The organism is Lentibacillus populi (genome assembly GCA_014642895.1).
Classification (GTDB): Bacteria; Bacillota; Bacilli; order Bacillales; family Amphibacillaceae; genus Lentibacillus_C; species Lentibacillus_C populi.
Genome location: BMJD01000001.1, coordinates 327,601 through 341,417, shown reverse-complemented (window position 1 = coordinate 341,417; position 13,817 = coordinate 327,601). Strand labels below are relative to the sequence as shown.

General features: G+C 38.8%; 16 protein-coding genes. 3 read left to right on the top strand and 13 right to left on the bottom strand.

Annotated elements, in window-relative coordinates; translation table 11 throughout:
- Positions 1-173: 173 nt before the first annotated feature.
- The 3 genes from IEX12_RS01735 to IEX12_RS01725 form a co-directional block, all read right to left on the bottom strand.
- On the bottom strand, positions 174-2,072 hold the full coding sequence (locus IEX12_RS01735; protein WP_155554092.1) for an LTA synthase family protein: 1,899 nt from the start codon (positions 2,070-2,072) through the stop codon (positions 174-176).
- 429 nt (positions 2,073-2,501) lie between these two features.
- A complete protein-coding gene (locus IEX12_RS01730) occupies positions 2,502-3,464 on the bottom strand; it encodes an ROK family glucokinase (protein WP_155554093.1) in 963 nt (320 codons plus the stop codon).
- Complete coding sequence (locus IEX12_RS01725) at positions 3,457-3,678, bottom strand: YqgQ family protein (RefSeq protein WP_088050636.1); 222 nt, start codon at positions 3,676-3,678, stop codon at positions 3,457-3,459. The genes IEX12_RS01730 and IEX12_RS01725 overlap by 8 nt, the downstream gene beginning before the upstream one ends.
- Before the next feature lie 169 nt (positions 3,679-3,847).
- Here IEX12_RS01725 and IEX12_RS01720 point away from each other — a divergent pair, with 169 nt between their 5' ends.
- A complete protein-coding gene (locus tag IEX12_RS01720) occupies positions 3,848-4,708 on the top strand; it encodes a hypothetical protein (protein WP_371871256.1) in 861 nt (286 codons plus the stop codon).
- Between the two features lie 62 nt (positions 4,709-4,770).
- Here IEX12_RS01720 and IEX12_RS01715 read toward each other — a convergent pair whose 3' ends face one another.
- The 5 genes from IEX12_RS01715 to rpmG all read right to left on the bottom strand — a co-directional run bounded on the left by IEX12_RS01715 (position 4,771) and on the right by rpmG (position 8,492).
- Positions 4,771-6,315, bottom strand: coding sequence for a rhomboid family intramembrane serine protease (locus IEX12_RS01715; protein ID WP_102415090.1), 1,545 nt, complete (start codon positions 6,313-6,315; stop codon positions 4,771-4,773).
- An 86-nt stretch (positions 6,316-6,401) separates the two neighbouring features.
- Complete coding sequence (gene yqgO, locus IEX12_RS01710) at positions 6,402-6,599, bottom strand: protein YqgO (RefSeq protein ID WP_088050639.1); 198 nt, start codon at positions 6,597-6,599, stop codon at positions 6,402-6,404.
- 66 nt (positions 6,600-6,665) lie between these two features.
- Positions 6,666-7,679, bottom strand: coding sequence for a ThiF family adenylyltransferase (locus IEX12_RS01705; protein ID WP_155554095.1), 1,014 nt, complete (start codon positions 7,677-7,679; stop codon positions 6,666-6,668).
- A complete protein-coding gene (locus IEX12_RS01700) occupies positions 7,676-8,248 on the bottom strand; it encodes a 5-formyltetrahydrofolate cyclo-ligase (RefSeq protein ID WP_155554096.1) in 573 nt (190 codons plus the stop codon). Before IEX12_RS01700 ends, IEX12_RS01705 begins: the two co-directional genes overlap by 4 nt.
- Before the next feature lie 94 nt (positions 8,249-8,342).
- Positions 8,343-8,492, bottom strand: coding sequence for a 50S ribosomal protein L33 (rpmG, locus tag IEX12_RS01695; protein ID WP_021291115.1), 150 nt, complete (start codon positions 8,490-8,492; stop codon positions 8,343-8,345).
- 173 nt (positions 8,493-8,665) lie between these two features.
- Between rpmG and IEX12_RS01690 the strand changes: the two genes are divergently transcribed.
- Positions 8,666-9,010 carry a hypothetical protein gene (locus IEX12_RS01690; RefSeq protein WP_088050642.1) on the top strand — a complete coding sequence of 115 codons (345 nt, stop codon included), beginning with the start codon at positions 8,666-8,668 and terminating at the stop codon, positions 9,008-9,010.
- A gap of 21 nt (positions 9,011-9,031) precedes the next feature.
- Positions 9,032-9,559, top strand: coding sequence for a hypothetical protein (locus tag IEX12_RS01685; RefSeq protein WP_155554097.1), 528 nt, complete (start codon positions 9,032-9,034; stop codon positions 9,557-9,559).
- A 51-nt stretch (positions 9,560-9,610) separates the two neighbouring features.
- Here the strand turns inward: IEX12_RS01685 and phoU are convergent, their stop codons facing one another.
- Genes phoU through pstC form a run of 5 tightly spaced genes read right to left on the bottom strand, consistent with a single transcriptional unit; the run spans position 9,611 to position 13,715 of the window.
- Positions 9,611-10,267 carry a phosphate signaling complex protein PhoU gene (phoU, locus tag IEX12_RS01680; protein WP_155554098.1) on the bottom strand — a complete coding sequence of 219 codons (657 nt, stop codon included), beginning with the start codon at positions 10,265-10,267 and terminating at the stop codon, positions 9,611-9,613.
- A gap of 12 nt (positions 10,268-10,279) precedes the next feature.
- Complete coding sequence (pstB, locus tag IEX12_RS01675; protein ID WP_088050645.1) at positions 10,280-11,053, bottom strand: phosphate ABC transporter ATP-binding protein PstB; 774 nt, start codon at positions 11,051-11,053, stop codon at positions 10,280-10,282.
- A gap of 12 nt (positions 11,054-11,065) precedes the next feature.
- Positions 11,066-11,887 carry a phosphate ABC transporter ATP-binding protein PstB gene (gene pstB, locus IEX12_RS01670; protein ID WP_088050646.1) on the bottom strand — a complete coding sequence of 274 codons (822 nt, stop codon included), beginning with the start codon at positions 11,885-11,887 and terminating at the stop codon, positions 11,066-11,068.
- Positions 11,888-11,907: 20 nt separating this feature from the next.
- Entirely contained in the window at positions 11,908-12,795 is an 888-nt protein-coding gene (gene pstA, locus IEX12_RS01665) for a phosphate ABC transporter permease PstA (RefSeq protein ID WP_088050647.1), read from the bottom strand.
- Entirely contained in the window at positions 12,795-13,715 is a 921-nt protein-coding gene (gene pstC, locus IEX12_RS01660) for a phosphate ABC transporter permease subunit PstC (RefSeq protein ID WP_088050648.1), read from the bottom strand. Before pstC ends, pstA begins: the two co-directional genes overlap by 1 nt.
- Positions 13,716-13,817 lie beyond the last annotated feature (102 nt).

Here is a 13,817-nt window from a genome sequence, read left to right as displayed (position 1 = left end):
TCTGTTCTCAGCAGAGTAAGCCACGTCCGGCTCCAGTGCCTTTGTTCAGAATATCAAACATTTTATCACGATATCATTAACTGGACAGTCCTCATAGACTCGTCTGAAACCACCAATTTAGGCAGTTTAAACAAAAAGCTGATTCACCAGATGGCAAATCAGCTTTTACTAATTTAGTCACTTCCTGTAAAATCAACAAAGCGAAATAAATCGCCATAAATAATATCATCTGAATAGCCCAGTTCATTGGTTACTTTTTCCTCGATCGCAGTACACGGACTCTCTGTATCCGTTTCAGTGATCGTTTGGTCCTCCTCTATCGGCTCACCGGTCTCCCGATTATAACAGATACCTTCTGTTGAAATATATTTATCACTGATAAAGTCACCGTTTCGTTGTGCGATATATCCTTTCCGGTCATCACTGAACAGATCGTTACCAAAGTAAATATCATTTTCTGTATCAATACCAAGTAAATGTAAAATGGTTGGTTTAATATCAATTTGTCCGGAAACCTCTGACATTACTTTTCCCTTCCCGGAACCTGGTATATGAATAAAGAATGGTACTCGCTGCAATTGAATGTGATCATATGGTGTTATTTCTTCTTTTTCCAAATACTGACTCATTGCCTTATTATGATTTGCACTGATTCCGTAATGGTCTCCCATGATGATAATAATAGAATCCTCATAAAGACCGGCATCTTTCAACTGATTGAAGAATTGCTCGATCGACTCATCCATATACCTCACCGTAGGGAAATAGTTATTTAGCGTATTCGAGTTGGAATCATATGGCTCAATTGATCTGTCCTCTTCGTCAAGGTCAAATGGGAAATGATTGGTCAAGGTAATAAACTTTGTATAAAACGGTTGATCCAGCGCTTGCAAATATTTTATCGATTGTTCAAAAAACGGTTTATCCTTCAGTCCCCAGCCAATTGAATTATCCTTTGTTACTTCATATGATTCATCACCATAGAAATGATCAAACCCTAAACTGTCATACATTTGATCCCGGTTCCAAAAACTTTTATTATTTGCGTGAAATGATGCCGTATAGTATCCTTCCTCATTCAACATCTCCGGAAGTGCATGGTAATCATTTTGCCCATGGGTAAAAAATACTGCTCCCCGGGGTAACGGATACAGTGAATTAGCGGTTAAAAATTCAGAATCCGACGTCTTCCCCTGCATCGTTTGATGATAAAAGTTTTCGAAGTAGTACGTATCTTTATCATCAACCAAGCTATTTAAAAATGGTGTGATTTCTTCACCATTCACCTCGTTATTAATGACAAAGGTCTGCAATGATTCTGCAGAAATAAAAATCACATTTTTCCCTTCAGCAATCCCGTACAAATCAGATTGCTTATCACTTCTTAACGAATCCACATAGTCTTTTATTTCCGGCAGTTCGGTTCCATCAGCAAAAACCCGCTGCGTCTTTACTTTAGAATGGACAGCGAAATCATAAATATGGTAATTAAACAACCCAATATTTTTCACAAGATATTCCCTGTCAAATGCCCGGGTAAATAATTGCGGCCGCTCCATTTCGGCTAAGAAAAAGTTGCCCGCCAGTAATACCAGAGACATTGCCAAAGCAAAAACTTTTCCGCTTCTTGGATATTTCACCGCACTGCTTCCTGCATTTTTCTTGCTTAAATACCAAATCAGTGCAACATCCAAAAACAGGAAAATATCATAAGCCTTAATCAGTGTCAGAATACTTGATCCCAAATCTCCCATATTGCTGCCCTGAAACAGTTGCGGTATCGTAATGAAGTCAGTAAAAGAACGATAGAATACTAGATTAAAGTAAAGGATTAATGTGCCAATTAAAGCCGTGTAGCGTAAAAATTTCATTTGCCGCGATTGTTTTTTAAACCATACACTCAGTGCAAACACTAAAAATCCCGAAACAAATGGATTAATAAGCAGGATTAATTCCTGCATGGAGTTATCTATTTCAATAGTAAACATAAAGCGGTAAACAATATAAGTCTTTACCCCAAACAACAGCGTCGCAATGATAAATAATGGAATTTTGATTCGTTTAACGTTCATTTTGTATCCTCCTACAAATAAACAAACCTTTAAAGCGTGTTCAAAAAGTCACCGAACCTGAGTCTTGGTCGAGACGGCGTAGCTCCCGGCACCAAGCTTACAGGACGTGTTGACTTCTGCTGTTGGCGATTGGCGCGGCCGATTCTAGCAGAAAATCCTCTACTGCCAACTCTGGAGATTCGCTGCTTTTTGGTGACTTTTTGAACATCCTCTTAAAATTGTTTATTTCTATAATACATTCTTACAGTCATACTTTTAAAAGTCGAGTTACCCCTATCCCTATGTGATAGGACGTGTTAAAAGGAAATAAGGTTTCATAAAATTTGTATTTTTATTCTATGTTTATTCCACAATAACGAATAATTAAACCATTGAATGGCGCTTCATTTTACCATGTTTATGATTTGCCAGAATGATTGACACGACTCCTTAATTAATTCCCGATTTTTGCAGGACCAAATATGCTGCTCCAATAATACCTGCATCATTCCCCAGCTGGGCAACTTTAATATCACATACGTCGCTTACTCTAGGTAAAGCATATTTATGAAAGGCGGATTTTATGATTGTTATTAATTGATCGCCCGCCTTTGATACACCACCGCCAATAAGTATAATCGATGGATTAATAACCGTGGCTAAATTAGCAATGGCAAATCCAAGTACATCACCTGTCCGTTCGATTACTGTCTTCGAAAGCAAGTCACCTTGTCCAGCTAAAGAAAATACATCTTTAGCCGTAATGGATCCGGATTCCTGCAATAATGAGGCCAGTCTGCTGTCAGGTGCTTGTTTAGCCAGCTCCTTTGCCTGCCTGACAATCCCGGTTGCCGATGCAATCGTCTCTAAACAGCCTTTTTTTCCACAATTACAAGAAAAGCCGTCAGGGTCAACCGTTATATGACCAATCTCACCAGCAGTACCATTGACACCATTTAATATTTCGCCATTCGCGATTATCCCGCCGCCAACCCCGGTTCCAAGTGTTATGGCAATTAAATTTTCCGAATGATTGCCTGCACCTTTCCAATTTTCACCTAACACTGCAATATTGGCATCATTTTCAACAAATACCGGAAGTTTAGTAATCTCTGAAAATAGCTTTGCCAGCTGGAAGTTCTTCTTCCATCCAATATTTACAGCTTCATACACCAGTCCGGTTGCTCCATCAATGAATCCCGGAGCACCTATACCAATTCCAAGTATTTGTTTAAACTGAACCGTTTTCAACTTATCCGTGATCGAATCCCAGATGTCGGTTACAATTGATTCGCCATTATTCGCCTTTATAGTGGGAATCTCCCATTTGTCCTGTATTATTCCCTGTTGATCAAGTAATCCGATTTTACTTGTTGTTCCACCAATATCAACACCAATTATGATCTTATTCACTTTGAAAATCGCTCCCTTTTTCTTTACGGAGTTGTGCACTTTCGTTTCGAAGGATTAATAATGCCAGCTTGTACTCATCTGCATGAATGCATTGTGAGTGGTATAAATCCTTTATTTCCGCTTCCATTAACTCGAGTTCAGCAAGTCGATCACCTATATAAATAATCGTTCCAAACCTTTTTAATAACTGTTGTACATCATAAACTGTTTTCACCCTAGATCACCAATCTATATTATACCAAATTCAATTTGAAAATGGTAAAGCCAACCATTACTTTTTTCAAAAAACAAAAAAACTTGCTTATTGATCATAACACTCAGATTTTACGGCATAACCGTTTAACTTTTATCATACACCTTAATATAGACAAGTTTGCTAAAGGATGAGAACATTGAATAAATGGCTGTTCGTTTCTATATTAACCCTGTTCGTTTGTTTAACCGGCTATATCTTTTTGCAACGGATGCATTCCGTTCCAACAATTATTTATTTCCCAATTGATCAGGAAACAACTTTTACATCGGCTGCTACCGAAATAGAATTCATTCAGGAAAAAAATAACAGGCAATACGAAATAAGCTGGACAAGCCAGTCAAAGAGCAGCAAACAAGTATATCTGCGTCAGGATGCATCACTATTGTATGATAACGGCAGACTTAGAGGTGTTATTAGCAGGTGGGGAGAAAATGCGGATTCGATAAGCTTGCAGAAGGATCTTACTAGTGAGGACAGCAGCTATTTTCAGGCGATATCCTATCATCATGGTGAAATTCATTATCCAGATGATAAAATAAAAAGTATGCAAGCGATGTCCTACGATGAATTATATGTGGTTGATTCACCAACAACGCCAGTTCAATCATTTCAGTCACCCAAAAACAGATTTGCAATGGAGTGGAAAGAATTACTGGATGTCACGACGAAACAACAATTGCTTTATCACTGGAACAAATTAATGCGGCACTTTCAGATTGAAAATGAATCCTATGATATTATCCCGCTGACAGCATTGCACAAATATAATCGGGAAAGTTTACCGGATCTGACCCAAGAGGAAACAGACCGGACTATTGGCCAGCTGTGGGAAGGACTGTATAAAAATTACATTATCCCTGCATCATCTGGAACAAATAATTTAAAATCAAGCTATATCCCCCTTGTTTTATTTGCCAAAGACCGTACCCACCTGATGGTTTTATACCAGCTGGACGGCAAAATGGAGAAACTCATCCAACGATTTTAAGTGGGTATTCAATGAGCGTCTCATTACTGTAAATCGTGCCAAGACGCTCATTATTTTATTTACTAGGGTTTCTGACCTGTTATCTTTTCATATAAATCCTGATACTGTTTATCATCCGGTTTCAGGTCATATGCTTTTTTCACCATTTGTTGTGCCTCATCGTTTTTGCCTTGATTCATATACAGCATTGCCAGGTTATAATAAGCTTCAGGCATCTCGTTTGTTAATTCAACAACTTTTTCCAGATCACCAACAGCTAAATCAGTTTTACCCAATTGAATGTAGGCATAGGAACGCTGGAACAGGAGTGACGCCCGCAAATCACCTGGGTTTTCCAGTCCTTTCGTAGCATGATCAATAATTGCCGGAAAATTATCTTCATGCATCAATTCCTCGATCTTCAATAATTGGTAGGATGCACTATTTTCGTTATTGTGGATTCCGAATATAGTTAATCCTGCTATCAAGAACACATATAACGCGAATCCGAAAACCTGTGTTAAAAATTTCCGTTTTTTTGGCAGACCGACGAGTGCCGAGGCAATAAATCCGGTAATTAACCCGCCAATATGCGCACTGTTGTCAATTTGCGGAACGGAAAAACCAAAAATAATATTAGCAGCGATCAATACAAGAATCCCTTTTCCCATTGTCTGTAAGAAGATTTTTTTGTAGTTAAGACCGAAAAATAATAACGCCCCGAACAGGCCAAACAATGCACCGGATGCTCCAGCTGAGACATTTGCCGACATGGCAAAACTGGCCAATCCAGCACCTATTCCGGAAAGAAAATAAATGATTATAAATCGCCCCGAACCATAAATCCGCTCGACGCCCGGTCCTAAATAATACAATGCCAGCATATTCATAAATAAGTGCAGTAAACCGATATGCAAAAACATCGAGGAAACAATCCGCCACCATTCCCCGTCCATAATGGCGGGGTTATATTTAGCACCATAGTCAATCAGATTTTGTGTTGCAGTACTACCACCATTTATCTCCAGCAAAAAAAACATCAAAATATTAACTAGAAGCAGCAAGTATGTTAAAAATGGTTTTCCGTGAGAAAAAACAGTTTCCGCTTCTTTTTGTTTATTGTATAAACTGTTTGTTAACTGTTTTTGATAATAACTGATTTGTTCTTCCTTCTCACTATCTGTCGGGGTAGCGGTTTTATTATGTACCGACCCATCCACATCCCGGTAAAGTCTGCTTAATTCTTCCTCCCCGCTTTCATCATCCACATAATAAACATTCATTTTTACCGGATTTTTTTCATTCAATTGCATTGGCATCTTTAGTTCCTCCCAATCATCTACCGGAGCATGAGAGGATACATATACATTATGTACTTGTACGTTTTTTCCCTGCAGTAATCGTTTCATTGCTTTCGTTTTTTGGAATACGATTGCAATGTCTTTTTTTAAATGGTTTTTCCAGTCGAATCCATGATGCAGCAAACGAATGATTTGTGATTGTTTATTCGCATAACGCTCCAGCCAAATTTCCTCCTGATTGTCATTGATATGGAGTACTTCAAACCGGTCATCTTTTACTAAGTGATATGCTAATCGATACATCGTATACTGTTCATTCACATACATGTTGTCACCACCTAAAAACCATCATAACAGAACTTGTAAAAAATTACGTAACAAAAACAAAAAAAGAAGCTGAAAATCAACTTCTTTCAATTATTGCTGCCTGCTGGTTTTTTAAAGAAACTAGACAGGACTTTCTCTTTTATTTCCGGCATATTCATGGTGATAGCTATCACCATTCGACGTAAAAAACTTATTGCAAGTATTGTGTTAATCAATCTGTAACGCCATTTATATAGTACGGATACAGCTGCAGCAATCGCAGCGAAAATTAATATCGCCCGCATGTAAACACCCTTTTCTGTTTGGTAGTGGTGTTATTAATTATTTGTCAGCAACAGGCGTTTTATGCATCAGGATCCAATGTATCGATCATATAATGTCCTTGCCTTGGTGATGTCCTCTGTTCCTTGTACAAGTACACGGCCATCTGGAAAGATGACAAAAGTTGCACCATTACTAATTTGTGCTTTCAGTAAAAACGGAGTTCGTTTTATTGTCATGATCTTTGCCAGCCGATCTTCCAGCTTTTCCAGGTCCCATTCCGCTCTTTGATGTATTTGCACTGTGTTTCGACCACACAACACGGTCTCCAGATCCTGTACTTTTTTCTGTAATGCTGGGAACTCCTTTTTTTGACACGTTAAACATTCCGGGTTTACTTTGGTCAATTTTATCTCGAATTGTGTATTAAACCAGAAATCAATTGTTTTTAATGTATTACGCAGCGCGCTTTTATTGCCTGTCAAATATTTAAGCACCTCGATAACCTCAATTGATGCGATCATATCAACAGCAGGCCCGATCACACCAACCGTATCACATGTTTGTCCGTTTTCTGCCTCTTCCTTGGTGATACAGCGCAGGCATGGTGTCTCACCAGGAACAAACAATGTTGTCATTCCCCTTGCACTTACAACACCACCATAGGAAAAAGGTATATTTTTCTTAAAGCAGCTATCATTCAACAGGAAACGTGTCGTGAAATTGTCAGTTCCATCCATCACAACATCGACGCCTTCCATATGCGCGTCGATATTTTCGCTTGTCACATTGTCAATAATTGCTTCAATACTAATCTCGCTATTTATCTTTTGCAGCTTTCTTTTTGCTGCAATTGCTTTCGGAAGTGCTTCCTTTACATCATCTTCGTCAAACAACATTTGCCGCTGCAAATTGCTTAATTCAACATAATCCCGATCCACAATCCGAACAGTTCCGACACCCGCCCGAACAAGATGATTGCTAATGACCGTCCCTAATGCTCCTGCACCCACGACAAGGACAGTGCTTTCCGCCAACATCTTTTGCCCGGTTTTCCGAATAGGTGCAAATAATAACTGCCGGGAGTAACGCTTTTGATTCATAATAAATCCCCCTGGTTGGCCAGTCCGTTTTCAGTTAAAATCCGGCTGACAGGTATATCAAATGATTCTTTCGGCAGCTGATCAACGACTTGACGTTCACTTGTTATAGAAACCGTTTGATTCGGGAAATCACTTAAAAAACGATCATAATACCCGCCACCAAATCCGATGCGATAGCCTTTTTTATCAAAAAGCAGTCCTGGAACAAGCAGCAAATCTATGTTGTCCTTCTCTACCTCTATCGATTCGTCAGGTTTTGGTTCCAATAAATGATAATAAACCGTCTCCAGTTGGTTATAAGTGTAAAACTCGTAAAAGATCAGCTTTTTCTCTTTTGGCAGGCATTTCGGAACACAAACGGTTTTTCCTTCTTCCCATGCTGTTTCAATAATCGGCTTTGTATCCCATTCCAATTGTTGTGAAATTGTAATTCCGACTGTTTTGGCCTGTTTCCACGTGTCAAGCGTAATTAGATAACTTGCCAGTTTCTTTTCAATGGTTTGTTTTTCTACTGTTGACAGCTGTTTTAAATAGGTAATAATGGATTGCCTTAATTCAGGTTTATTCAATGTAATTCGCCCCCTGCTCTCCAAGTATATCGTATTACGAATAGAATATATAAATAAAACTCTTATCCCAATGATAAGAGTTTTATTTATATATTTATTTTGTTTCACGATGCAGCGTATGCTTTTTAAGTCTTGGACTATATTTCATAAGCTCGATTCGCTCAGGGTTTGTACGCTTGTTTTTAGTAGTAATATAATTACGATCACCGGTTTCTGTACAAGCCAATGTAATGTTTACACGCATGATTCTTTCCCTCCAAACTGTACATCTTACTTTTACAGGCAAATAATTTATTTCAGACCTCATTATAATAGCAGATTTCACGGTCTCAATCAAGCACTATAAAAAAATACCAGTTTTCCTGTTGGCAATTCTATGTTATAACTATAATGGGAGAATAATATGGAGGTATGCATATGATTTATGTATTAATTACACTGATAGCTGTTGCTGTAGTCTTGTTTGTTCTAACATTTTTTATGAATGACAAATTCGATGATCTGGAGAGTCAATTTGAACAGTTTTCTATTTCAACGATGCAGGATACATATCAGTTAAAGAAAAAGATTAAGATTTTGGAAGAAGAATTACTTGCAGAAGACATGGCAAATGATATTCAGCCACAACAGCGAATGGGAATTAAACCACTGTTAATTCAAAAAGTCCATGCGTTGCATGAACAAGGATATTCAACAGAAACCATTGCCAAACAGACGGAATTAAACAGCAGTGACATAAAAGCGATTCTAAGAAATAAATAATTTGCAGATGAGGAGAATATCATGAAACAACCTGTTCGTTTATTTTCACTAGGCCTATTTACAGCGTCATTAATCGTGTTAATCTTATTTTTGTTTGTTGATGACTCGAAAAAAAATGTAGAGAATATACCAAATGACGAAATGATTACGGCATTGCAAGCGGATGGCTATCGTGTCTTATCCGAATCTGAATATATATCATTATCCGTAAACAATGATAAGGATAAACAAGAGGCTGAAAAAACGGAAAAAGCATCAGCGGAAGGACAAGCTGAAGATAATAACAGCGCAGAAAAAGCGGATGAAGACAAAGAAAACAAAGCCGATGAAGCAGAAAAAGAAGAAAAAACATATACCTTAACAATTAAATCAGGCATGGCATCTTCAGAGATTAGTGATGCCTTAGTAGAAAATGGTATCATTGATGATGCCGGCAAATTCAGCAAATTCCTGAAAGATAAAGGATACGATACAAAGGTCCAGCTAGGTAAATTCAAGGTATCAAGTTCCATGAACCAAAAAGAAATCGCAGAAGAAATTACAAAATGAGAAAAAGCTGTTTTGCAGGCAGGAGATGAAATCCTGCCACAAAACAGCTTTTTAATTTAACTTATAGGATTCACCTTTAACTAAAAACAGGATGCTTTCACCTATATTCGTAATATGGTCCGCGAACCGCTCCATATACCTTGCGCTGAATGCCATTTGCATAATGTACTGCGTTTTTTCTGGATTTGTTGTGGTTTCTTCAAGCATTTCTTTGATAACCTGTTCATAGGTTTCATCCATCTTGTCATCCATCTCTGAAAGTTTGCCAGCAATTGAAATATCCTCAAATTCAAAGGCATTCATCGCGGTATGGAGCATTTCTAATGCAATATCCCGCATATTTTTTATTTTTTCATGAATGGTTAATCTGTGATCCTCACCAAGGTGAATAGCCGCTTTTGCGATATTCTTTGCATTATCGCCCATTCGTTCCAAATCATTCGTTATTCTTAGGGCAATGATTAATCTCCGTAAATCTTCTGCCACAGGTTGTTGTTTAGCGATCAGCAGAATTACTCTATCATTAATCGAAAATTCCTGTTTATCGATATCCTTATCCTGGCTAATAATCCGATTTGCCAATATAACATCCTGATTAAATAGTGCATCCACTGACATACAAAGAGCCTCCTCGGTTGCAGATGCCAGTTTGATAATAGCTTGCTTTATTCGCTGTAAATCATTGTGAAATTGTTCTCTTACAGCCATTAGCATCCTCCTTCATCCAAAACGTCCAGTAATATAGTCTTCGGTTTCTTTTTGCTCGGGATTGGAAAATAGCTTATTTGTTGTATTAACCTCCACAACTTCCCCATTTAAGAAAAAAGCGGTTTTATCAGATATCCTTGCCGCCTGCTGCATGTTGTGCGTAACCATAACAATCGTGTAATTTTCCTTTAACTCCGTAACCAGTTCTTCGATGCTTTTAGTTGAAACAGGGTCCAATGCAGATGTTGGTTCATCCAGCAAAAGACAGGTTGGTTTCGTTGCAATTGCACGTGCAATACATAAGCGCTGCTGCTGGCCGCCGGATAGATCGAATGCATTTCTTTTTAAGCGATCTTTTACCTCTTGCCAAAGGGCAACACGTTTTAAAGCCTCCTCTACAATTTCATCCAGCTGACATCGCTTTTTTATGCCATGAATCCGCGGTCCATATGCAACATTATCATAAATGGATTGCGGAAATGGATTCCCTTTTTGAAAAATCATGCCAACCTTTTTCCGCAGATGAACAAGATCTGTTTTATCTGTTACGAGGTTCTGGTTTTCAAAAAGAATCCCACCTGTCATTTTTACACCCGGAATTCGCAGTGCCATCAGATTCAGTGTCTTGATAAACGTTGATTTACCACACCCGGAAGGCCCAATAATCGCTGTCACTTCATTTTTATTAATCTGGAAAGAAATATCCTTTAGTGCGTGAAATCGTTCATACCAGAGATTTAATTCTTCCATTGCAAATGCTGCTTTCTTCTGCACTACTAGCGTCATACGCCTTCCCCCCTATCCGAATCTTCCTGATATATAGGCTTCTGTTTCCTTATTTGCCGGATTCAGAAAAATTTTATCTGTCTTATCATATTCGATTAGCTTCCCGTTCAGAAAAAAAGCTGTTTGATCTGAGATCCTTGCTGCTTGCTGCATGTTATGGGTGACAATAATAATCGTATATTTTTCCTTCAGCTTCATAATAAGTTCCTCGATTTTTGCATTTGAGACAGGATCAAGGGCAGATGATGGCTCATCAAGCAGCAGTACATTCGGTTTCATCGCAAGTGTCCTGGCAATACATAGACGTTGTTGCTGTCCACCTGATAATTGATAGGCAGACTCGTGCAGCCGATCTTTTACTTCATCCCAAAGTGCAGCGTTTGTAAGGCTCTCCTCTACCAATTCAGCGAGAACCGTTTTCTTTTTAATGTTGTAAAATCGTAACGCATGGGCAATATTGTTATAGATCGACTTGGCAAACGGGTTTGGCTTTTGAAAAACCATACCAATCTCTTTTCGTAATGCAATAACATCGATATTCTTATCCAGAATATTTACGTCTTCATAGATGATTTCTCCCTCATACGATGCACTTGGAATAATGTCGTTCATCCGGTTGATAGTTCGTAAAAAGGTTGATTTGCCACAGCCTGAAGGACCTATTAATGCCGTAATACTATTTTTACTAAATGGTAATGAAACATCTTGAACGGCTTTATTTTCCCCATAGGAAATTGATAAATTTTGGGTTTGAAGAATTGGTTTGATTTGTTTCGTTATCTTTTGCTTTCGCTTTACTGTTTTCTGCTCTGCCCTGTTTAGCACGGTGACCATTCTCTAAACACCTGCCTTCCTTATTTACTCGCCGTTAATTTCTTTTGAATCCTTTTACCTGTTACTCGTGCGATAATATTGAAAAGTAATACAGATAAAACGAGCACAGCAGACGAACCTGCCGCAATTTCCTGTACATCCGGCATAATGCCATTCGTATTAACAGCCCAAATATGGACAGCTAGCGTCTCGGCAGGCCGGAAAATATTTAATGGTGATGACGCCGAAAATGGATTCCAATTGCCATAATCCAGATTTGGTGTTGATAATCCGGCAGTAAATAATAATGCCGCCGCTTCTCCGAATATCCGGCCAGATGCAAGGATTGCGCCTGTCAATATTCCAGGAAAAGCGGCCGGCAGTATTACTGTTTTAATGGTATGCCATTTTGTAATCCCTAAGGCAAGGCTAGCTTCTTTCTGATCTTGTGGCACACTGCGAACTGCATCCTCGCTCACCCGAACCATTACCGGGATGTTAAAGATGGTCAATGCTAATGCTCCCCCAATAATGGTATATCCCCATCCGGTTGTATTGACGAAAATGAGCAGACCAAACATTCCTACAACGATCGAAGGAAGCGATGCCAGCATTTCAATACACGTACGAATCGCGTTCGTCACTTTACCAGGTTTTGCATATTCGGCCATGTAGATCCCACCGCAAACCCCTAATGGAACAGTAATAATCATTGTGATAAATAAAATATAAAAAGAATTAAACAGCTGATCCCTTATCCCTCCACCAGCCTGGACTGTACTTGAAGGCGAGGTAAGGAAATCCAGTGATATATATGGAACACCTTGAAACAAAATATATGAAAATAAACTTACTAACAAGGTTATGAAAAGGAAAGCAACGACATAAAGTATACCGGTTGCTATTTTATCAGCTACTTTTGCATGCATCAGATTTTCCTCCTAGCTGACAAGAATCGAATGATTAAAATAAACAGTAAAGAAATAAGCAACAGAATTAGCCCCATTGACCAAAGCGTGTTATTTTCTATACTGCCATACGTCGTATGACCCATGTTTAGCGTAATAATCGATGTTAATGTTGCAGATGGATCAAAGATACTGCCAGGTAAATCTCTGACGTTTCCAATTACCATCTGGACTGCCAATGCTTCTCCAAAAGCCCGGGCCATACCCAAAATAATTGCTGTCCATAAGGAGGGCATGACCGAAGGAAGCAATACCTTCCAGATTGTTTGCCACCTTGTTGCCCCCAGTGCATAAGAACCATCTCGTAAATGATTGGGTATGGCGGCAATCGCATCCGTTGATATGGTCGTGATCGTTGGAAGAATCATGACAGCTAACACAATTATTCCTGCAAGTAAGCTGTAACCAGTTCCAGATGAATAATCCCTAATAAAGGGAACGATAATTGTTAATGCGATAAATCCATAAACAACACTGGGAATTCCGACTAAGAGCTCAATAATTGGCTGCAATATTTTTCTTCCCCACGATGGAGCTATTTCTGTCATAAAAATGGCTCCGCCAATCCCAAGTGGGCCAGCAATCAAAGCAGCCATTAACGTAACCGCTAATGAACCAAAGATGAACGGAAATGCGCCGAATTCCGGGTTCTCCCCAGTCGGATTCCATTCAGTTGACGTCAAGAATTCAATTGGATTTACGCCATTTATGATAAATGCCTGCATTCCCTTTATCGATAAAAAGATGGTCATCGATAACGTTGCAGCAATAATAATCAAGGCGGCGAGTGTGACGATAACCTTCCCACTAGATTCTCCATGATTTTTTCGCTTCGTTGATTTTATTAGTCGATCTTTTGCTGTTGAAGCTACAGATTCCATAACAGTACACTCCTAAACGTGTGTTAGAGTAAACGATATTTCCGTTTACTCTAACACCAACTATTCATTCATGTTCAAAAAGCCGGCAAACGAGAAACGTTT

Coding starts and splice junctions, on each gene's coding strand:
- rpmG (WP_021291115.1), bottom strand. CDS start 8,492: ATGCGTGTAAACATTACATTGGCTTGTACAGAAACCGGTGATCGTAAT.
- pstB (WP_088050645.1), bottom strand. CDS start 11,053: ATGACGCTAGTAGTGCAGAAGAAAGCAGCATTTGCAATGGAAGAATTA.
- IEX12_RS01715 (WP_102415090.1), bottom strand. CDS start 6,315: ATGTATGTGAATGAACAGTATACGATGTATCGATTAGCATATCACTTA.
- IEX12_RS01685 (WP_155554097.1), top strand. CDS start 9,032: ATGAAACAACCTGTTCGTTTATTTTCACTAGGCCTATTTACAGCGTCA.
- pstC (WP_088050648.1), bottom strand. CDS start 13,715: ATGGAATCTGTAGCTTCAACAGCAAAAGATCGACTAATAAAATCAACG.
- IEX12_RS01720 (WP_371871256.1), top strand. CDS start 3,848: ATGAGAACATTGAATAAATGGCTGTTCGTTTCTATATTAACCCTGTTC.
- IEX12_RS01690 (WP_088050642.1), top strand. CDS start 8,666: ATGATTTATGTATTAATTACACTGATAGCTGTTGCTGTAGTCTTGTTT.
- phoU (WP_155554098.1), bottom strand. CDS start 10,267: ATGGCTGTAAGAGAACAATTTCACAATGATTTACAGCGAATAAAGCAA.
- IEX12_RS01735 (WP_155554092.1), bottom strand. CDS start 2,072: ATGAACGTTAAACGAATCAAAATTCCATTATTTATCATTGCGACGCTG.
- yqgO (WP_088050639.1), bottom strand. CDS start 6,599: ATGCGGGCGATATTAATTTTCGCTGCGATTGCTGCAGCTGTATCCGTA.
- IEX12_RS01705 (WP_155554095.1), bottom strand. CDS start 7,679: ATGAATCAAAAGCGTTACTCCCGGCAGTTATTATTTGCACCTATTCGG.
- pstA (WP_088050647.1), bottom strand. CDS start 12,795: ATGCATGCAAAAGTAGCTGATAAAATAGCAACCGGTATACTTTATGTC.
- pstB (WP_088050646.1), bottom strand. CDS start 11,887: ATGGTCACCGTGCTAAACAGGGCAGAGCAGAAAACAGTAAAGCGAAAG.